Origin of the sequence: Niallia oryzisoli (assembly GCF_043641075.1) — a bacterium.
Lineage (GTDB): Bacteria > Bacillota > Bacilli > Bacillales > Cytobacillaceae > Bacillus_BD > Bacillus_BD oryzisoli_A.
Genome location: NZ_JBHZRC010000001.1, coordinates 25,963 through 46,007, shown reverse-complemented (window position 1 = coordinate 46,007; position 20,045 = coordinate 25,963). Strand labels below are relative to the sequence as shown.

Genomic DNA, 20,045 nt, shown 5'->3' with positions numbered 1-20,045 from the left:
ATTATTCTACTATCCCTTTTTATAGATTTCTTTCCTTAATTTCTTCTAGTACCCCATCCCAAAGATTAGAGCGTGCCTCTAAGCACATCTCTCCAATTCGATTCGCTTTGCTAAGTTTTTCCGAATTTTTTTCACATAGCTCAAGCAAGAGCTTTTCTGCAAGTGGACCATGATGTTCCTCGTCAACCTCTATATGTCTATTTAAATAGAAAACTAGTCTTTCGCTGGATGCACCTGTCTCCATTAAAGAGTCTACAAGTGGCTTGAACATTTCAGGAATCAAGCCTTCCCGTCCATAGAAAAAGGCGGCGGCAACTTCATATAGTTCCCCATTCATGGCTAAATCTAAATTAAATGCGACAAATTGTTTGACACTCTCAGGGATTAGAGTGTTTTCTGATAACACGGTTTGGTAATCATTTCCTTCTTTCAAGGGCTTTAAAAAGGATTGAAACATGGTTACATCTGCACCGCACTCCTCCATTGCTTCTAGATAGAGAGCAAAATGACTGCTGTATCCCCCTCTTCCATCGATATCCGATTCCTCTGCCACGACAATTTCATTTATTAATCGGGAAAACAGTGGTTTCTCGTAGGGAAACCACGGAACATCCACAGAAGTAACCGATTTTTGTAATCTTTTTAACAAGCTCATAAAATCCCAAACCGCAAATACATGATGTTTCATAAAAACCTTTACTCGCTCAGGTGTTGTGATTTCTTGATAAATTGGATGTGATAATAAATTCGATCGAACAGATTCTAATTGTAATAGACTCATAGTAAGTACCCCTTCGTCATGAATATGTATTCCTCCCTCATCATAAACGAAAAAGCAATATATTTCTATATTTTCCAATCCTTTCTTCTTTATATATATGGTTAAAATTACGTATAATGGTTTAGACTGTTACCAATATGTACCATTTAAATTAATTGTCTTTAAAACAACCGTCGAGTTTTTATAAGACTTGGAGGATATTATGCTTTCTGTTAAATTTCGAATGTTTATCATGGCTTTTATACTGCCCTTTTTCTTATTGGGTGCTGTCTTTGTCCTGTTAAGAGTCTACCCATTTGGAACCCATTCATTATTAATGGCTGATCAATTTACACAATATCTGCCATTTTATCATCATCTCTATGATGCTATACGTGGAAACGGCAGCCTTTTATATACATGGGAATTAGGAATGGGACTTAACTTTTGGGGAACTTTTGCTTATTATCTCTCTAGTCCAATCTCAATTCTTATTTTCTTATTTCCGAAATCACATTTACCGGAAGCCTTTATTCTCATGACTTTGACAAAAACTGCTCTTGCCGGTTTAACTATGAGCATCTATTTATTGAAAACAGAAGAACGCCAGAAGGAAAATGCGCTTCCGTTTTCTTCCATGTACGCACTCATGTCATTCACGATAGGCTATTTTTTTAACATCATGTGGCTTGATAGTCTTTATTTACTGCCGCTTGTTCTATTAGGTATTGACCAATTGTTTCAGAAAAGGTACATGCTTCTAACTTTAAGCTTAACTGTGCTTTTCATATCTAATTTTTATATGGCCTATATTGTAGGTCTGTTTGCCTTCTTATATTTTCTGGCAAAAGGTTCGTTACAAGACACTTTTTCTTTGAAATCAATCCTTGTTCATTTTAGCAGATTCATGTTCTGTACCATGATCGCTTTTGGGATTTCTGCCTTTCTTATAATCCCTACTTATCTTCAACTGAAATCGAATGAGTATCCTCCGTTTGATTGGAACAGCCTTTTTGCAATTGACATTGGTTTTTTTGAATTACTAGCCAAGGCCTACAATAGCGGTGAGAACCTCTTAGAACAACCTAATATATACAGTGGCTTACTCACTCTTTTATTATTTCCATTATTTTTTCTTAGTAAGAAAATCAATCCGAAAGAAAAAATCATTTATTTTATTCTGTTGTTAGGGCTACTACTAAGCTTTCAAATCCATGGGTTGAACATCATTTGGCATGCCTTTGAATCGCCGACAGGCTATCTTCATCGGTTTGCTTTTGTCTTTTCTTTTATCATCATCTTTCTTGCCTACAGAGTTTTTACTGTATTTAGTCAAGAGGAACTGCCATCCTTATACAAGGTCACATGTATCGCTATTTTTATTTTGGTTCTGTTAACAGAGTTGAAACCCGAGCAAATGTCCGTTGCAAAAGCTTTAGTGAACGCCCTTTTCTTGATACTCATTTGCTTCACTCTTTATATTAGAGAAACGAACTTGAAATTTCGTTCAGCAGCTTTATGGACGTTATTGTTTATTGTTTTATGTGATATCGGCTTGAATGCATACCAGCAAATTAAAACACTCAATAGTTATCCGGGGTACAGCTATTCGAGAGATCAGTACAATATTGCTGCACCAGGGTTTCAAGATGTTTTAACAGAATTGGGTGAGAAGGATGCGGGGTTTTACCGGCTGAATTCTACCATTCGTATGACTCCTAATGATTCCATTCGTTACCACTATAAGGGAATGAGTAATTTTAATACACTATCCAATGGAACGTTGCATGATTTTATGTATCATTTAGGCTATAGTACAACGCTTGGAGTCCGTTCTTTAGCTCAGAATAACGGGATATTGGCGTCAGATGCTTTATTAGGTTTTAAATACGCCATTACTGATCAAAAAATCAATAAACACGGCTACACAAAGGAGCTTTGCGTAAAGGAAACATGTGTATATAAAAATCAGCAGGCTCTTCCCATTGGTTTTATGATAGATAAAGATCAAGTTGCATTAGCAAGAAAAGAAGAAACTCCTTTTGTTAATCAAAATCTCTTTTTAGGCGGTTCAGAGGATTATTTTAAAAAACGAAAACCGGTTCAAACAACCTATCATAATCTGTCTGTTAAAAAAGAGGGACAAATTCTTTATGTAAAAAAGAATAATAAGGATGCAGAAGGTTCGATTGAAATGACCTTTGACCTTGTAGGAAAACAGCAATTTTATACATTATTGGCTGCTGGTAAGGGAATTCCGGGATTAGGTGAAACGAACGTATATGTAAACGGAAAATCACTCGGTACATATCCTGCCGCACATTATGAAAGAATTTTAGATTTAGGTGCTTTTACGAATGAAACCGTTACAGTTAAAATTGAATTTCTCGTTCCTGAGACACAATTGGCCCATCAGCTATTTTATGGCTTAGAAATTCCTGCCTTTAAGGATAGGATTACGGAAATACAAAAGCAAACCTTTCAATTGGCTGATTACTCGGATACAACCGTAAAGGGAAGCATCAAGTCAGAAGAATCAAATGTCCTCTTCTTTTCCATTCCTTATGACAAAGGCTGGTCAGCAAAGGTTGACGGGAAAACGGTCCCTGTTATGAAGCTTGGCGGTTTTATTGGCGTGGATCTCAAAAAAGGAACACATGATGTTGAATTGCAGTTTATCCCACGAGGGTTTATGGCTGGAAGTGTGATTTCCATTATCAGTTTAGTTGGTTTGTTGGCTGCTTTTGTTTTAGCGAAGAGAAAGAAAATTATTAGGGAGAAGTAGTTTAATCAGCTGCTCCTCCCTGCTTTCGTTTTTTATATATCATTTCCGGCAAAAAATAGTCTGTCTCCCCTCTAATTCATTTTCTTCATAGTAAAGAATCTTCCAGCTGCCAAACACCTCAAGAAGTTCATTTGGCTTTAGCTTGAATTGATCTGATACGATTTGTTCGTTTTTAGGTGACAGATAGAACGTCTCCATAAAAAAATACCCGTTCTCCTTCAAAACAGTTTTAAGTAGTGGAAAAATGGATCGATCCAAATAATACGTTATAAGAATTAAATCAAACGATTCCTCCACTAAACCAAGGCTCTGCCAATCGGTCAAGTCGGCCATTCTCGGTTGCATGGTAAGCTGTTTCTTTTCAGACTGTAATTGAAGGTATTCTATCGCTACGTCAGAGATATCAACAGCCTTTACTTGATAGCCAAGATTTGCGAGGAACATGCTGTTACCGCCAAGACCACATGCGAGATCAAGGGCCGTTCCACCGATTAGATAGGATGACAATTCCTGCAGCCTTACATTTGGTGAAGACTCTTCACTCTTCAGAAGTCTTTCTTTATACTTTCCATTCCATTTCCGTTTAGAATCCATATGCGCATATCTCCTTGTCACTTTTCATTTGCCACCCATTTTACCATTATCTCTTGGACATACAAAAAAGAAACCTCCGATTATTTAGAGATTTCTTTTTCCATGAATCTGCTACTTAATGATTTTTTCTATTTAAGCGGTTGTTTCCACTTTTCCTTTTTTCACTGTTTTAACCTGTTCTTTAGCTTCTTTTACTCTTGATTTAAAATGATCCTTTTCAACAAGGAAAGAAACAATTAAGCTTCCGATAATGGCCCATAACGGTGCCCCGATGTTGAAAAAGGTAATACCTGACATTCCAATAATTAAGGCAAAAAAGGCCCCCATTTGAAATTTCGTATCAGAAAAAGCTGTTTTAAGCGAGTTGATTAAAACGCCCAGCATGGCAAGTCCTGCAATGACTGTAACAATCACACTTGGCATTGCAATAACAAATGGAACAACAAGTGAAGCAAATAAGCCAAAAATAGCAAAGAATCCACCATTTGCAAACGATGCTGCAAACCTGCTATCTTTTTCTCCAACTTCTTTGGAAGAACAAATAGCTGTCATTGGTCCTGCGATATTGATTGCATGACCACCAAATAATGAAGCAATAAGTCCGACGATTGAGCCTTTATAGGCCATCGCATTATTAGGTGGATTGTATCCTTGAGCCATCAACACCCCTGTTGCTTGTGCGTTTTCAGTACAAATAATAAGTAAGGCTAATGGAATACCGATAGAAATAATAGCATCAATGCTAAAAGCTGGCATAACTAAATGCGGTAAAATAAATGTATCCTGGACATTCTGAACACTAAAGGCACCTGTCACTACGGCTAGCACGACTGCAACAATTAAGGCTGATAAAACAGGCGGAACCTTTTTCAGAAAACGAGTTGAAAGCATAAATACGATAATAGCAGCACCTGCCAATAGCGGTGATACGGTAACAGCGGTGATCATTTCTGTTGCAAAACGAATCATCACCCCGACAATCATTCCCATTACTATCGGAAGCGGAATTAACTTCATGACTTTATCAATCAGTCCGGATGCACCAAGGACAATAACAAGGATATGTGCGACCAAATAGGCTCCCACTGCCTCACTTATAGAAAAATGGGTTAATGACCCTGCAACTAATACAGCTCCCGCAATGGAATGTGCAGCAGAAATTGGCTGACGGTATTTTAATGCTAAATACATACCAAGTAATCCACTGAAGAAGTAAACAGCAAATATCCAGCTGATTGTTTCCGTATAAGTTAACCCACCATTTGTTGCACCGCCAATGATGATTAACGCCGGACCTGTACAGCCAAAAATAGCCGCTACTAAACCAGCACTTACTGTATTTACATTAAGATTTTGGCGTAGATCTTTAAGATTCGTACGAAATGTATTCATTTCTAACTCCTTTCGAACATGATTATTTAATGATAATATGTAATTTATATGATAAGTTAAAAAATTCACTTTGTACTCATCCAATTGGATTGTCGTCGAATAATCCAATTCAGAAAAAGATAAGTCATGATTGGCTGAGGTGTTATAGAATGGAATGGAAAGTAAACCGCGATGATGATAAACCGCTTTATCAGCAAATTTACGAATATATAGAAGAAAAAATCTCATATGGGGAATATCCGCCAGGCAGCCTTTTACCGTCGGAACGGAAATTAGCACAGCAATTAAATGTAAACAGGATGACAATCGCACATGTGTATGATGAACTTCAGGCATCCGGGCTTGTGGAAAGGAAAAAAGGCAGTGGTACCCGTGTCAGCTCACATAAATGGGGTATTCTCCCAAAAGGTGTGACAAATTGGCGGAGATATATTGAAGGCGGATCCTTTATCCCTTCCTATCCCTTAATAAGACGCATCAGGGGCGAAGCAAAAATAATGGAGAACGGCTTTAATTTAGCAAATGGGAAATTATCATCAGACCTGTTCCCAACGGAGTACCTGCAGTCCGTGCTCTCTAAACAACCTTTTCCAAATGATTTAGAGTATGAGCATTCACAAGGTTTATTATCTCTCCGTGAGACGATTGCCAACTATGTAAAGGAATATCATCAAATTCATACTACAAGTTCTTCTGTCCTCATCACTTCAGGAGCGCAGCAGGCATTGCATTTGATTACACAGTGTTTACTGAACCCTGGTGATGCAGTTGCAATTGAAGCACCCTCCTATTGTTATTCCCTGCCGTTGTTTCAATCTGCGGGTCTAAGAATCTTTGGACTCCCCGTCGATGCAAACGGGATTAATCCGGATGATATCTTGACGTTACACGAAAAGCATAAAATTAGAATGATTTTCTTGAATCCAACCTATCATAGTCCAACCGGTGCCATTCTCAGTGAAACACGCAGAAAGAAAGTATTGGAAATATCGGCTGAACTAGGGATTCCGATTGTAGAGGATGATCCTGTTAGCTTGCTCACCTTTGAGGATGAACAGCATATGCCGATGAAATCCCTTGACCGCAGTGGGAACGTATTATATGTTGGTTCACTTTCCAAAGTGATCGGCTCCAGTTTGCGAATCGGCTGGTTGATTGGTCCTCAATCAGTTATTAACCGATTGGCTGATGCACGGGAACAAATTGACTTTGGTTTAAGTGTATTTCCTCAGATGATTGCCAATCAGTTTTTACAATCGCCTGAATATCCAAGGCATTTGGATTTTTTGCGATATGAATTAGTAGAAAGAAGAAATGAAATGGTTACTGTACTTCATGAGATTTTGGGGAATAAAGTGGCGTTTACTGTCCCAAAAGGCGGTCTTTTTATTTGGTGTAAAATAAACCGGGATGTGGACGATCAAAAACTGGTTGATGAGGGAATCAAGCATAAAATACTTTTTATGCCTGGCAGTGTGTATGGCTCACCAAACGGTTATGTTCGTTTAACCTTTGCCCATTTAAAAAAGGAATCCATCAGAGAGGCTGTTTCACGATTTGCTGAGGTTCTTGAACAAATATAATCCAATAATTTGAGAGGTTCAGAAGATGAAACTGGTACCTCTCTTTCTGATATACTATAATATTAAAATTTTCTATTGACAAATAATTCTGCCAACCTTATAGTTTATATGTAAACTATATTTTTTTTTAGTTAACATAAAGGAGAATGCTTGATGACAAAAGATCAAATAAAATTAAGATCCATGATTATGATTGCTTTGTTTGCTGCTATAATAGGGATTCTTGCTCAAATTACAATTCCTCTCCCGCTTGTTCCCATTACAGGGCAAACGTTAGCGATTGGAATTGCAGCAACAATTCTGGGATCCCGGAATGGTACGCTTGCTGTCCTTTTGTATTTAATCATTGGTTCAGCCGGAGTTCCCGTTTTTGCTGAATTTTCAGCAGGGATATCCAAGCTTGTTGGACCAACGGGAGGATTTTTAGTTGGCTTTATCCCAGCGGCATTTATTATCGGCTTTTATATGGAAAAATGGGGATTTACTTTTACAAATGCACTAATTGCTAATATCATCGGAATGTTGATCACCCTTGCTTTTGGAACTGTATGGTTGAAAATATCTGCTAACCTTTCTTGGACTGCCGCATTAGCCAGCGGTTTTACACCTTTTATTATTGTTGGAATCATTAAAGCTGCCCTCGCTTCGTGGATTGGCGTCGTTGTCAGAAAGCGATTAATATCCTCAAAGCTTTTATTATCATCACATACAAATGTGAATATGTAAAAATGCCCACTTTAGCAAAAGAAACCATCCATTTATTGGACGGTTTCTTTTGCTTTATTTTTTGTACATACTACGTGATAGAGGTGAAAAAATGCTTAAAACAGTCCAATTAATTGATCAGATTAAACAATATACTGTTCCATTTTCATCATTATCAGAGCTAAATCCTATAATTACGATGGCAAGCCGGGCAAAATATGTCCTGCTTGGGGAAGCAAGCCATGGCACAAGTGAGTTTTACACAACCCGTGCAGGCTTAACAAAGCAGCTTATACAGGGGCATGGCTTCTCATTTGTGGCTGTTGAGGGTGACTGGCCGGCCTGTTACGAGGTAAATCGCTACATAAAAGGTATGGCACCGGAGTATGCTTCAGCAATGGATGTCTTAAAGAAATCCTTCAACCGCTGGCCTGGATGGATGTGGGCTAATGCAGAAATTGTTGAACTAATAGACTGGCTCTACTCCTATAACCAAACCCAAACAGGAAAAAAAGTCGGATTTTACGGTCTTGATGTATACAGCTTATGGGAATCAATGGAAGCAATAGTTGATTACCTGCAAAAAAGTCATTCACCCGTTTTAGAGAAAGCTCTAAAGGCCATTGAATGCTTTGACCCGTTTGAACGAAAATCCGAAAAGTATGGTATCTCCGCTGCTTTTTACGGTGAAAACTGCGTAGATGAGATCTTAGAGCTTTTACATTCAATATGGAAAAATAAAGAACTGGATCCAGATGAGTCTGAATCTGAGCTTAATATGAAAATTAATGCGATCGTTACAAGCAATGCCGAGCATTATTATCATACCATGATTACCGATGATAATGAATCCTGGAATATTCGCGACCGCCATATGGTTGAGACCCTTGATTATATTGGACAATTCTATGGTACAAATGCAAAAGGGATTGTATGGGAACATAACACACATATTGGAGATGCTCGGGCCACAGATATGGCCAGTGAAGGCATGGTCAATGTCGGTCAATTAACACGTGAAAAATACGGCCGCGAAAACATTTATGCCATTGGATTTGGTACCTACCAAGGAACCGTAATTGCTGCGACAAAGTGGGGAGTCCCTTATGAAATAATGCCTGTCCCACAGGCAACGAATGGCAGCTGGGAAGAATCCCTCCACAGAGCACTTCCTGCAAATCAATATTTGATGTTTACTGAAGAAAATAGAAATGTATTTTGTGATGTAATCGGACACCGTGCCATTGGCGTTGTCTATCACCCACAGTATGAACATCATGGAAATTATGTTCCATCACGGCTTTCTGAACGGTACGATGCTTTTATTCATATAGAAAAGACAAAGGCATTATCTCCACTATAAGTGGTAAATTTATAAGAATAAGAAGGTAACCCTGAATTTTGTCGGGGTACCTTTTGGAAATGATAAACTACCTGTATACCGGTCATAGCGGCACTTTAAGTACATAATTCTCAATTTTTTGCAAAAGTGACCGTGCTTCAATAAAATTCTGTGTAAACTGGAAAAATCGCTCTTCATCTCCCATATCTAACGCTTCATCGATTTTAAATTGAAAGTAGTTTAACGATAATTCAATATCTGTGGCTGATACTATTACTCCACTTGCATAATAGTTTTCTAATTCTTCAAGTGACAGATAGAATTCATTCAGACTATTTATACTGATTAAAAAATACCACCCTTTATCATCGATATATCTGCGATCATTGATGATTTCAATAATATCTCCTTCATAAATAGTAACATCATGCGCATGTGCTTGATCAGGGCAAAAACATTCTTTTCTATGTTTAAAGGTTTCTTTTACAATAAAATGCCGGTACATTCTTTTCTCTCCTTTTTATTCAAGCTATGATTCATATGATCAGTTTGACTCTCTATACAGGTTGTTTGGTAAAAGGACAGAATCTGCATTCTGTTGGTGTGGGTATAGTCTTGAGGATGCAGTAGGAGATTCTTTCTATCATGCAAATACATGCCCATTAAGTTATCAATTGTGCGAATAGAATTCCCACCTATATAACTCCTTCGAGCGCTTGATGGATGGAAGACCAGGAGCGCTTTGCATAGAAGATAGGAATTGATTTATTTTTAGCCCTTTTTTTGATTACAGTTGATAGATTATGATTTACGTAGTCTGTTAACACAAGGATGCAGTTAATGTGTTCGGGAATTTTTTGATTAATCATTTTTACCTTTCTTCCGTTTGTATGTAAAATTTCATCAAAACCATATGAAGATAATTTATCCGGGATTACTCCTAGACTATCTCCTCCAATAATAAGCAGGGAATTCACGTCAATCTCCTCCAATAGTCTATTTTTGTTTGTATTAAAAGATTTTTATTCATTAATTGAAAATGATTATCATTTGTATATGTATTATTCTAAGTGATAACGATTATCATTGTCAACAAATTCTAAAAATATAAAATTAAAGGAAGCAGGAGAACCGTCCACCTGCTTCCAAATTATAAATATTGTGAAATGTTTTTAAATGGCTTACTATTAGTAGAAAATAAGGATTAATTATTGGATTCTTTTTCTTGCAGAAAATTATAGAGATATGGAGTGTAATAGAATGATAAACCCGAAGATTGAATTTTGTATGTTGAATTTAGAGAGACGGGATGGTTCGAAAAAGGCTCGTCAAATGATTGAAAGGGATTTACACATTGAAACAACAGCTTATGGATGTATGACAAATTGTCATCAATGTGCTAAGTCGTTGTATGCGGTTGTAAACGGTGAGTACGTTTATGCGGATACCTCTGACCAATTAGTTGAAAAGATCTATCAACAGTTAGAAGTAGAGCCCGTTCGTTAAGCTTTTCTAATAAATGAATAGGACTGATTTCTAAGATAAAAGCAATGCACTAACTCTTTTACCGGAGGAAGGGCATTGCTTTTATTCACTTATTAGTTTCCTTTCGCTGCCTCAACCTCACTCATCGGAATGCTGAGTGCTTTCGCAACACCTGTTCCATAGGCTGGGTCCGCTCTGTAGCAGTTATTTATATGTCTTAATTGAACCTCCTTTGTCGTCCCCTGCATATTTCTGGCTGTATTATCAAATAATCGCTGCTGCTCGTCTTTTGTCATTAGATTAAATAACTTACCTGGCTGCTCATAATAAAGATCATCATCATCACGGAAATTGTAAAAATCCGTACCGCCTTGAGGATTGAAAACGGGTTCTTGGTGTTCCTTTGAATCCTGCCATTCCCCGCTGCTGTTCGGTGAATAGGATACTACTCCTTCTGAAGCATGATGGATTCGCATTGCGCCGTCCCGATGATAGGGGTGGAAGTTCTTCGCCTTTTTCGGATAGTTCACAGGTATCTGCCAGTGGTTAACTCCTAAACGATAGCGCTGCGCATCACCGTATGAGAATAAACGCCCTTGCAGCATTCGATCCGGTGAAAAGCCTATACCTGGCACAATATTGGTTGGGGCAAATGCCGCCTGCTCTACTTCAGCAAAATAATTCTCCGGATTTCTATTAAGCTCCACTTCCCCTACCTCAATCAGTGGAAAATCCTTCTTATACCACACTTTTGTTAAATCGAATGGATTGTACGGCAGATTTGCTGCCTGCTCATCTGTCATGACCTGAATATACAATTTCCATTTTGGATAATCACCGCGTGCAATTGCTTCGAATAAATCTCGTTGATGACTTTCACGATCTTTTCCAATTATTTCGACTGATTCCTGATCTGTTAAGTTTTTAATACCCTGCTGTGTGACAAAATGGAATTTTACCCATACACGTTCACTATTTGCGTTAATGAAGCTGAATGCATGGCTGCCGAACATATGCATATTTCGATACGATGCTGGAATCCCGCGGTCACTCATGGTAATAGTTACTTGATGAAGAGCCTCCGGCAATGATGTCCAAAAATCCCAGTTTGCCTGCGCACTGTGCATATTTGTTTTCGGATCACGTTTTACGACATGGTTCAAATCTGGAAAGCGCTTTGGATCTCTTAAGAAAAATACCGGTGTGTTATTACCAACTAAATCCCAATTCCCCTCCTCTGTATAAAATTTCATAGCCGTACCGCGAATATCTCGTTCAGCATCAGCTGCCCCTCTCTCCCCTGCCACAGTAGAAAATCGAATAAACATGTCTGTTTTCTTGCCCACTTCTGAAAAAATCGCTGCCTTTGTATACTTTGTTATATCATTAGTTACCGTAAAGGTACCGTATGCTCCAGAGCCCTTCGCATGCATTCGCCTTTCAGGAATTACTTCTCTATCAAAATGAGCAAGCTTTTCTAGAAACCAAACATCCTCCATTAACAATGGACCTCGTTTTCCAGCTGTTTTGCTATCATCATCATTTGTCACCGGAGCACCAAAGGCCGTTGTCATTTTTTTATCCTGCTTTTTCTCTTCATTACCGTTTTGGTTGTTTTTATCTGCCATTAAGAGATATCCTCCCTACCCAGTTAGATTCATTATTAAAAGATATTTAGTTTATATTAAAAAAATTCCATTATAAGACAGTATGCAATTATCGTTCAAGTTATCAATATTATTTTTATTTATTAAATATATAAGGATATTGCTGATTTTCAATTGTTATTGGAACAACAATAGTGTATGATACATAGTATAAACCATATAGTGTATGTCATATAGTATTAATAAATGAGGTGGGTGAATGAGTACATTACTGAATTCATTATTAACAGAGCTTAGGCGAGGAACATTGACGTTAGCAGTGCTTAGCCAATTACGATCGCCCCAGTACGGCTATTCACTTGTACAGCTCTTAGAACAATCAGGCATTTCAATTGACCAAAGTACCTTATATCCATTACTTCGCCGTTTAGAAAAGCAAGAGCTGGTGACAAGCAGTTGGGATACTTCAGAAAGCAGACCGCGAAAGTATTATGTGTTAAGTGATTATGGGTTGGAGATTTTTTTACAGCTAAAAAAGGAATGGATTAAGAATTCTAAGGAGCTGTACGGATTATTAAAAGGGGAGGAAGACGATGAATCTTATTGAGATTTATATTCATGAGGTTACAAGACGGCTGCCGGAGAAAAATCGTGAGGATATTGGTCTTGAGCTGAGGTCCACTATTGAGGATATGCTACCTGATGATTATTCGGAGGAAGATGTGAAATCCGTTCTTAAAAAATTAGGTAGTCCCGTTTTGTTAGCCAGCAGGTATCGGGATCAGCCTATGCATCTGATTGGTCCGCGATATTATGATGTATATGTCTCGTTATTGAAAATGATTTTACCAATTGCCGGAACGATTGCACTCATTTCGATGTTCGCTTCTTATTTTGTCAGCTACAATGGTGAGGAAGCGGTTATGAATGTGATTATCACGATTTTTTCTAAAGGCATTTGGGTATTAATTGAAGTCGGCATGCAAGTCTTTTTCTGGTTAACACTTACATTTGCGATCATTGAACGAGCTGATAAAAGTAATGATAACTCACCATTGACAAAAAACTATAAACCATGGACCCCTGATGATTTGAAAGACCTCCCTTATATACCAAAGAAAAAGGCCATTACGAAATGTGAAGTGTTTGGTGGTTTTCTATGGACAGCGATTTGGGCAAGTATATATTTTTATGCTGATCATTTAGTTGGTGTCTATGAAGGCGGTGGCGGCCGGCTTGATTTCATTATGCCTGCTTTAAACCAAGAGGTGCTTCTTTCTTACTGGCCGGCTGTAATAGCTGTCATTACAATTGAGATTGCACTATATCTCTACAAGTTTATTAAAGGACAGTGGACGCAAAAAATGGCCATATGGAACACTGCTCACGAGATTATTGCTACTGGTTTATTTATATTCATTATCAGTAACAACAATCTATTACAGCAAGAGTTTGTTTCGTATATGGCCGACATCTTTTCAATACTCCCAGAGCAATTTACTGCATGGCTGACTGGCGGTATCATTCTCATGTTTGTCGTGTTTTCGATTCTCTCAATTATTGATGGTTTCCGGAAAGCTCGCATTCGATAGAATTTATGCACAAAAAAGCGAACAAAATTGTTCGCTTTTTTTATTAGTCAAACGATAATTTATTATCTTCTGCCTTGATCATTTTTAGTTTTCTTGAGAAAAGATAAATAACTTATCTGCCGTTTTTTGAATCGCACCACCATGGCAGCAATACCTACACTTGCGTTTTGTATGGGCGTCTATTGAAAAGGAAAGAAGTGATTTCTCCTTTAAAACACGGTAATGTTATATAATACTATTAATAATATTGAAATAGTGAAAATTTTCTTCGCAATATTATTTAAATGGATTATGATAAAGGAAGAATAGCTATTCAAATTTATTAATGAAACAATACTATTTTGACAACATAGGAGCTTAATATGATTTGTATTTTGTTATTAGTACCCATACTTCTATTAGCGATTTTCGTTAACGTGAAAATGGATCGGCCTACTATTTCAACCGTTGCAGGTGCCCCTATTATGGCTATGGGGATCATGTTGAAGGGAATATTTACGGAATTAGAAAGTCCTTTCATACATGCTTTTCTTTTTTACGCCATCATCTGTGTAGCCTATTGGGTGATTATTCATTACATGTTAGATCTGCTTCAGGGAGTATTTTTTTCATCACATATAAAAGATCCATTGGCCAGTTTTTCAATCGGTACATGGATTGCAGCAACATCCATTATAATCATTATCCTTGCGGATAAGCAGTTTCAGCTCATATCGCATATCCTTTTATTTCTAAATCTGCTCTTTTGGTTTTTATATATTGTTTTGCTTGTAAGGAATTATTTGGTTATATTCCGAAAGTTTCCCTCCTATATACATAACATTCACGGGGGATTGCTCCTGTCATGTGTGGCTACCCAATCCATTGTCATTTCTGGGTATCATTCATTTGGACGCTCTTTTCCACCATTGTTCGCGAGCATTCTACTAATTATAGGTCTTATTTTTTACCTATTAAATCTTGGACTCATTGTCCTTCATTATAGTCTCAGAAAAAATGGAGATTTTACTGAAAGCTGGAAAAATACCAATTGTATTATTCATGGCGCACTATCGATTACCGGAGTATCCTTGACTATTTCCCATCTTGAAGCCGCTATGATAATTGAATTCATTTGGTTAACAGCTTTCACTCTCTTTCTTACAGTTGAAACAATTGAAGTTATTCGGGCAGTTCAGCGAATCAAACTATATGGATGGACAAAAGGGATATGGATATACTCCCCTACCCAATGGGCGAGAATTTTTACATTCGGGATGCTTTTATTTTTCACAGAAAAACTGCCTTTAAACAATTGGGTGCCAATAGAAATCCTACGACACCTAGTACTCACATACTTACCCATTGTCATCGTCGTACACATACTCATCGAAATCTATCTACTCAGCATGCACACCTATAAAAATATGAAACAAAAGCAAACACATCAACAGCAGCAACAATTGCCATTTTGAAGCAGAGGGACGGTTCTTCTGCTTCTTTTTTATGGATGGTTTGCTAAATAGATTTAAATCGTGTAAGATTTAATCGTAAACGATTTAATTGTATCTAATTATTTATCCCCAGGAGGAATCATCATGTCTTCAATCTACGATTTTACAGTAAAAATGCCGAATGGTAAGGACAAACCCTTAAAGGAATTTGAAGGAATACCGCTCATTATTGTAAATACAGCCAGTAAATGCGGATTAACTCCTCAATTTAAAGGACTTCAAGAGGTATATGATAAATACAAGGAGCAAGGATTGGAGGTTCTAGGTTTTCCCTGTGACCAATTTAATAACCAAGAATTCGATAATATTGATGAAACCACTCAATTTTGCCAAATGAATTATGGTGTAACCTTTCCAATGTTCGCAAAAATTGATGTAAATGGTGACAATGAAGACCCCTTATTCACCTTCTTAAAAGAACAGAAAAAGGGTGTCCTTTCTAAAAAGATTAAATGGAATTTCACGAAATTCCTTATTGATTCTAAGGGTCAGGTTGTGGAACGCTATGCACCAACTACAGACCCTGCCAAAATTGAAGAGGATTTAGTCAAATTATTCTAAGAAGCTCTAGGTGATTCTTGTGGAAAACTTTTTATCATTAGAAAAACAGTTATGTTTCGCTGTCTACGAAACATCGAGTGAATTTAATAAACTTTATACAAGCGTCCTTCAGCCATTCGGACTTACCTATCCTCAATATCTAGTTCTATTGGCTTTATGGGAAAAAGACGGAGTTACATTAAAAGAATTAGGGTCAAAGTTAAACCTTGGAACTGGAACGTTAACACCTATGATTACACGAATGTCCGACAATGACTGGCTTAGAAAAGAACGCTCCAAAACGGATGAAAGAAAAGTGTATATTTATATACAACCAAAAGCCATTCAAGAACAGCAGGAAATCACACAAAAAGTGAAGGAAGAAATCCTATCCTGTCATATTGAACTCCGGGAATATGAACAGCTCATGGAGCAATTAAAAAAGTTGCATAATAAATTAAAAAATCGCAATGAAAACTAACAAAGAAGTAAGCTTGTCTTGCTTCTTTTTAATGTAGCATCGCTCTCAAAATAACAAACACTCTTTCCTCATTTTCTTCGAGAAACCTAACTGAACATCGTTTGAATCCAAAATTAACACATGCATGATGGTAACCATTAGAAATGATTGCCATATGATATCATTGTTTCACTTTTTTTGGTAATGATTACATGGATAGATGCGTATTGTGTATTCCTGTTTTATTACCTGTAAATGTCGTTCACATTCACACAGCCAAATACATTTGAGGAGGAGCTCCTTTGTATTACCAGTTTTCTTATCCGGCAGTTCCTTATTATAATCCGCCTTTAACAGAGCCTTTTTGTTTCCAACATTATTCATGGCATAATCAAGTACCCATGCAAGGATGGAATTCTATTCCACAGCAAAGACAATATCCTAACGTTGATACTCAACAACTTGAAGCATCTGTCCACAGATTCCAGCAGCTTATTAAACAGGCTGAATTACTGATAAATAAGCTTGCTAACTCCAAACAATTTGCCCATGATTTGATGAGTGCAGCCCAAGTGTCAGATGAAAAAAAAGTAATGAAATTAATTAAATCAACAGGCATTACAATTAAGGTTAAAACCGCCTTTACTCCAACAGGTATTCGGATCATCCTGGATAACGCAAAGTATGGGGGAGATTGCTGCGATCTGCTAATTGCTTTACGTTGGTAATAGTTAAGCGAACAGCTTGCAGCAGCTGTTCGCTTATTTTTTGCAACTACAATAGGACAGGTTATCTCCCTGCCCTATTTTATTTTGCCACTCCATAAAATGGGCCGTTACCGCTTATCCCTTGCAACGAAATAAGCTCAGAAATGGTAACGAACTGGTACCCCTGATTTCGTAGCCCCGTCATTAAAGCAGGTAAAGCCTCTGCTGTTGATTGATGAATGTCATGTAAAAGTACGATGGATCCAGGTGTAACGGTTTCCTCTACCCGCGTATTGACTCCCTCCGGATTCCGATTTTTCCAATCGAGTGAATCAACTGACCATAATACAATTGGCACATAATGTTCGAAGGCCACTTTTTCAACAATTGGATTGTACACCCCATAAGGAGGTCGGAAGCAGGTGGGTGAACGTCCAATAACCCCTTCAATCAGTTGACTGTTTCCTACTATTTCCTGCCAAATTTGTGCCTCACTTAATTTTGTCAGATTTGGATGGCTGCCTGTATGATTTCCAATCTCATGCCCTTCATTTGCTACCTGTTTGGCAATTTCAGGATAGTTTTGTACCCGGTTCCCAATCATAAAAAAGGTTGCCTTTGCCCCATTCTGCTTAAGTATTTCAAGTATCAGCGGTGTCACAGCTGGACTTGGTCCATCATCAAAAGTAAGCGCAACGTACTTCTCTGCAGGATCAAGTAACTTGACTCCTTCCTTCGGTGGAGTCAGTTGTAAGCGATTTATGATATACTCTGTTACATACGGCCACAATGATTCAACTGGAATTTCTATTTTGTTACTGTTTTCCCGTTCAACCTGATAAAGAGTCAAAAATGATTGGTTCATTTGCCAATTGAATTGCTCAGGCTTGTCGAATGCCGCTCCCAGCCATTCAGATAGGCTGATTTCCGCTTCTGTATTGGACTGTTCTTTTAAAATTGAACGAAATCCTTCCACATTGCTTTCATCTACATTCAAAACATCTGATAAACTTAAAATCTTGTTATCTGTAAGATCAAGATTAAAAATTTTGGTAGCATCCTGCCTATCAGTTCCCTTATTTTTTATGGAAAAGGTTAGAGTATGTATTTCATCTGTTACGGTATCTAGTTTTACCGAAATATGTAATTGGGCTCGATGCTCTTTAAAATTGTTTTGTTTATTTTCTTCAACATATCCAAGAAACTGGTCTGTCTCCTTCTCCAGCCACATTTGAATATACTGATTTATTGGTTCGCTAGTAGTGAAAATGGTACTAACAGAATAGTAATACGTACTAGTTTCTTTTGTACTTGTTCTCCGTTGAAAATCAGGAAGATTTGTTACTGACTCTATTTTTTCTGTCGAAACAACAGGCGATCGAGTGATTTCCTCCTGTGCTGTCCCTGCAAACGCTACCATCAAGGATAAAATAATGACCGTTCCAATTATCCACCCTATACGTCTAATCAAGCTTTTTATTTCCTTTCAGATCGGTTATAAAAATGAACATAATGCTTTCTCCTATTCGATGTAAATCGATTTATATCAGAATAACCGCATGATAATATCATTATATTAAGCTGGTTTATTTTCATTCTTTGAATCTTTTGCATTTCAAACAAACCTACTCCCCATTAACAATTTTAACCAAAATTCAACAACAAGAATATAGAACAAGAGACCCATCCAAAAGAGGTACTTTTGGTTCAAGAAGCAGGGGGACGGTTCTCTTGCTTCCTAATAAAAGAAGCAAAAGAACCGTCCCCCTGCTAACTTTTCCACGTTTCATTACGTCTATATGAATGAGGTGATTGATTATGAAAAAATGGTTAGTATTCATTAGTATTCTAGCGTTTTTCGTTATTGGCAGTGGCTGCGGTACAGAAGGAAAAAGTAGTAAGGATGTGGCAGGAGAATTGGATCAATATGATGTTCAAAATCCAAATGCAGAAGTAAAGGAGGGGGATTTTGTTTATCGTCTTGTTTCTGAGCAAAAGGTGTATCCTAATGGTCAATCTGTTACATTATATGGGGAACTGGAGTATATAGGTAATGAACAGGAAATTACTATCCAGCATGCGGCATCACCGTTTTATTTTCCAATAGAGGAAAAAATCCGTGGGATTGACATTCCTTATCCAATGCCTGAGCCTCTAGTGACTACCACGCTGAATAAAGACGAACCGCTTAGAGTTAACTATACAGGCAGCGGTGCTTATAGCGAGCAGGATAAGAAAGCATACATTGAATTTATGAAGGACTTTATCGAGAATGGTTTTCCAACAGGATACTATGTTGTAAATGGTTATGCTGACTTTATGGTACCAAAAGATCCAAATCTTGAGCCGGATAAATACCACTTAAAAGCACAGGTAGAATTTAAAGTAAAATAATTGAATGGAAATAGAATAAAAACAGCTCTGTTCACTTGAACGGAGCTGTTTCTTATATTATCCAGGTGTCTTTTCTACTTTAGCTGCATCGTGGTAATACAAGTATTGTCACCCTTGAACGTAGAAATCTCTGATTCTACTGACTTATCGCCTTGCGTGATCGTTACGTGATAAGTATTGTCGCGTGGCAGCCATAGGTCAATAAAACCGTTAGCTTGAGATTTCACTGTTTCATCCATTATCACGTTGCCTTCTTTGTCCACTATGTGTAGAGCAAAGTCCTGCTTCACCATTTCACCTTGACAACCTGTCAAGTTATGAGCTTGTCAAGGATGTGTCCCCTTAATATAAGGAGCGATTGAGACAAAGAAGTCTTCTTCAGATAGATCATAGACCTCTTGACTTTCATCACTGTTTGTGACCATTAGTTCATGTGATGTAATGGAAGCAGATTGATCTTGGATGTTACCCTCTGTAAAATCATTCACTAATGCCTTAATATCCGTTGTTTCCTTTTCTGTCACCATCTTTTCATCATTTGCGCCGCAAGCTGTTAGTAGACTAATGGCAATAAATAAGAAAAATGGAAAGAGAGTTCGTTTCATG

Annotated in this window: 20 protein-coding genes; 12 read left to right on the top strand and 8 right to left on the bottom strand. The window is 37.6% G+C overall.

Going from position 1 to position 20,045, the window contains the following annotated elements; translation table 11 throughout:
* Positions 1-19: 19 nt before the first annotated feature.
* Entirely contained in the window at positions 20-781 is a 762-nt protein-coding gene (locus tag ACHUFV_RS00240) for a DUF3050 domain-containing protein (protein ID WP_394231327.1), read from the bottom strand.
* Between the two features lie 202 nt (positions 782-983).
* On the opposite strand from ACHUFV_RS00240, the gene ACHUFV_RS00235 reads away from it, so the two are divergent.
* Positions 984-3,545 (top strand): YfhO family protein, encoded by a 2,562-nt coding sequence (locus ACHUFV_RS00235; RefSeq protein ID WP_394231325.1) that lies wholly within the window; start codon positions 984-986, stop codon positions 3,543-3,545.
* A 39-nt stretch (positions 3,546-3,584) separates the two neighbouring features.
* Here the strand turns inward: ACHUFV_RS00235 and ACHUFV_RS00230 are convergent, their stop codons facing one another.
* Together ACHUFV_RS00230 and ACHUFV_RS00225 are read right to left on the bottom strand one after the other, a co-directional pair.
* Positions 3,585-4,139 carry a class I SAM-dependent methyltransferase gene (locus ACHUFV_RS00230; protein ID WP_394231323.1) on the bottom strand — a complete coding sequence of 185 codons (555 nt, stop codon included), beginning with the start codon at positions 4,137-4,139 and terminating at the stop codon, positions 3,585-3,587.
* Between the two features lie 132 nt (positions 4,140-4,271).
* Positions 4,272-5,531, bottom strand: a complete 1,260-nt coding sequence (locus tag ACHUFV_RS00225; RefSeq protein ID WP_394231321.1) for a benzoate/H(+) symporter BenE family transporter — start codon at positions 5,529-5,531, stop codon at positions 4,272-4,274.
* A gap of 149 nt (positions 5,532-5,680) precedes the next feature.
* Here ACHUFV_RS00225 and pdxR point away from each other — a divergent pair, with 149 nt between their 5' ends.
* From pdxR to ACHUFV_RS00210, 3 genes are all read left to right on the top strand, one after another.
* The gene (gene pdxR, locus ACHUFV_RS00220; protein ID WP_394231319.1) at positions 5,681-7,114 is read left to right on the top strand and encodes a MocR-like pyridoxine biosynthesis transcription factor PdxR; all 1,434 of its coding nucleotides are present in this window, start codon (positions 5,681-5,683) and stop codon (positions 7,112-7,114) included.
* Between the two features lie 153 nt (positions 7,115-7,267).
* Entirely contained in the window at positions 7,268-7,840 is a 573-nt protein-coding gene (locus tag ACHUFV_RS00215; RefSeq protein ID WP_394231317.1) for a biotin transporter BioY, read from the top strand.
* 91 nt (positions 7,841-7,931) lie between these two features.
* Positions 7,932-9,182, top strand: coding sequence for an erythromycin esterase family protein (locus tag ACHUFV_RS00210; protein ID WP_394231315.1), 1,251 nt, complete (start codon positions 7,932-7,934; stop codon positions 9,180-9,182).
* 82 nt (positions 9,183-9,264) lie between these two features.
* Here ACHUFV_RS00210 and ACHUFV_RS00205 read toward each other — a convergent pair whose 3' ends face one another.
* A complete protein-coding gene (locus ACHUFV_RS00205) occupies positions 9,265-9,666 on the bottom strand; it encodes an IDEAL domain-containing protein (protein WP_394231313.1) in 402 nt (133 codons plus the stop codon).
* A 190-nt stretch (positions 9,667-9,856) separates the two neighbouring features.
* Positions 9,857-10,138, bottom strand: a complete 282-nt coding sequence (locus tag ACHUFV_RS00200) for a DUF2325 domain-containing protein (protein WP_394231311.1) — start codon at positions 10,136-10,138, stop codon at positions 9,857-9,859.
* Between the two features lie 283 nt (positions 10,139-10,421).
* On the opposite strand from ACHUFV_RS00200, the gene ACHUFV_RS00195 reads away from it, so the two are divergent.
* The gene (locus tag ACHUFV_RS00195; RefSeq protein WP_394231309.1) at positions 10,422-10,667 is read left to right on the top strand and encodes a DUF1450 domain-containing protein; all 246 of its coding nucleotides are present in this window, start codon (positions 10,422-10,424) and stop codon (positions 10,665-10,667) included.
* A 92-nt stretch (positions 10,668-10,759) separates the two neighbouring features.
* Here the strand turns inward: ACHUFV_RS00195 and ACHUFV_RS00190 are convergent, their stop codons facing one another.
* Positions 10,760-12,274: a catalase gene (locus ACHUFV_RS00190; protein ID WP_394231307.1), complete on the bottom strand. Its 1,515-nt coding sequence runs from the start codon at positions 12,272-12,274 to the stop codon at positions 10,760-10,762.
* 238 nt (positions 12,275-12,512) lie between these two features.
* Here ACHUFV_RS00190 and ACHUFV_RS00185 point away from each other — a divergent pair, with 238 nt between their 5' ends.
* The 6 genes from ACHUFV_RS00185 to ACHUFV_RS00160 all read left to right on the top strand — a co-directional run bounded on the left by ACHUFV_RS00185 (position 12,513) and on the right by ACHUFV_RS00160 (position 17,066).
* On the top strand, positions 12,513-12,860 hold the full coding sequence (locus ACHUFV_RS00185; protein WP_394231305.1) for a PadR family transcriptional regulator: 348 nt from the start codon (positions 12,513-12,515) through the stop codon (positions 12,858-12,860).
* Positions 12,847-13,845: an HAAS signaling domain-containing protein gene (locus ACHUFV_RS00180; protein WP_394231303.1), complete on the top strand. Its 999-nt coding sequence runs from the start codon at positions 12,847-12,849 to the stop codon at positions 13,843-13,845. The genes ACHUFV_RS00185 and ACHUFV_RS00180 overlap by 14 nt, the downstream gene beginning before the upstream one ends.
* A 362-nt stretch (positions 13,846-14,207) precedes the next feature.
* Complete coding sequence (locus ACHUFV_RS00175) at positions 14,208-15,299, top strand: TDT family transporter (RefSeq protein ID WP_394231302.1); 1,092 nt, start codon at positions 14,208-14,210, stop codon at positions 15,297-15,299.
* A 123-nt stretch (positions 15,300-15,422) separates the two neighbouring features.
* On the top strand, positions 15,423-15,899 hold the full coding sequence (locus tag ACHUFV_RS00170; RefSeq protein WP_394231300.1) for a glutathione peroxidase: 477 nt from the start codon (positions 15,423-15,425) through the stop codon (positions 15,897-15,899).
* A 10-nt stretch (positions 15,900-15,909) separates the two neighbouring features.
* Entirely contained in the window at positions 15,910-16,359 is a 450-nt protein-coding gene (locus ACHUFV_RS00165; RefSeq protein WP_394231298.1) for a MarR family winged helix-turn-helix transcriptional regulator, read from the top strand.
* A 281-nt stretch (positions 16,360-16,640) separates the two neighbouring features.
* Entirely contained in the window at positions 16,641-17,066 is a 426-nt protein-coding gene (locus ACHUFV_RS00160; protein WP_394231296.1) for a hypothetical protein, read from the top strand.
* Positions 17,067-17,145: 79 nt separating this feature from the next.
* Here the strand turns inward: ACHUFV_RS00160 and ACHUFV_RS00155 are convergent, their stop codons facing one another.
* Positions 17,146-18,516 (bottom strand): polysaccharide deacetylase family protein, encoded by a 1,371-nt coding sequence (locus ACHUFV_RS00155; protein ID WP_394231295.1) that lies wholly within the window; start codon positions 18,514-18,516, stop codon positions 17,146-17,148.
* Between the two features lie 347 nt (positions 18,517-18,863).
* On the opposite strand from ACHUFV_RS00155, the gene ACHUFV_RS00150 reads away from it, so the two are divergent.
* Positions 18,864-19,439, top strand: coding sequence for a hypothetical protein (locus ACHUFV_RS00150; RefSeq protein ID WP_394231293.1), 576 nt, complete (start codon positions 18,864-18,866; stop codon positions 19,437-19,439).
* 74 nt (positions 19,440-19,513) lie between these two features.
* Here ACHUFV_RS00150 and ACHUFV_RS00145 read toward each other — a convergent pair whose 3' ends face one another.
* Entirely contained in the window at positions 19,514-20,044 is a 531-nt protein-coding gene (locus ACHUFV_RS00145) for a CueP family metal-binding protein (protein ID WP_394231291.1), read from the bottom strand.
* Position 20,045 lies beyond the last annotated feature (1 nt).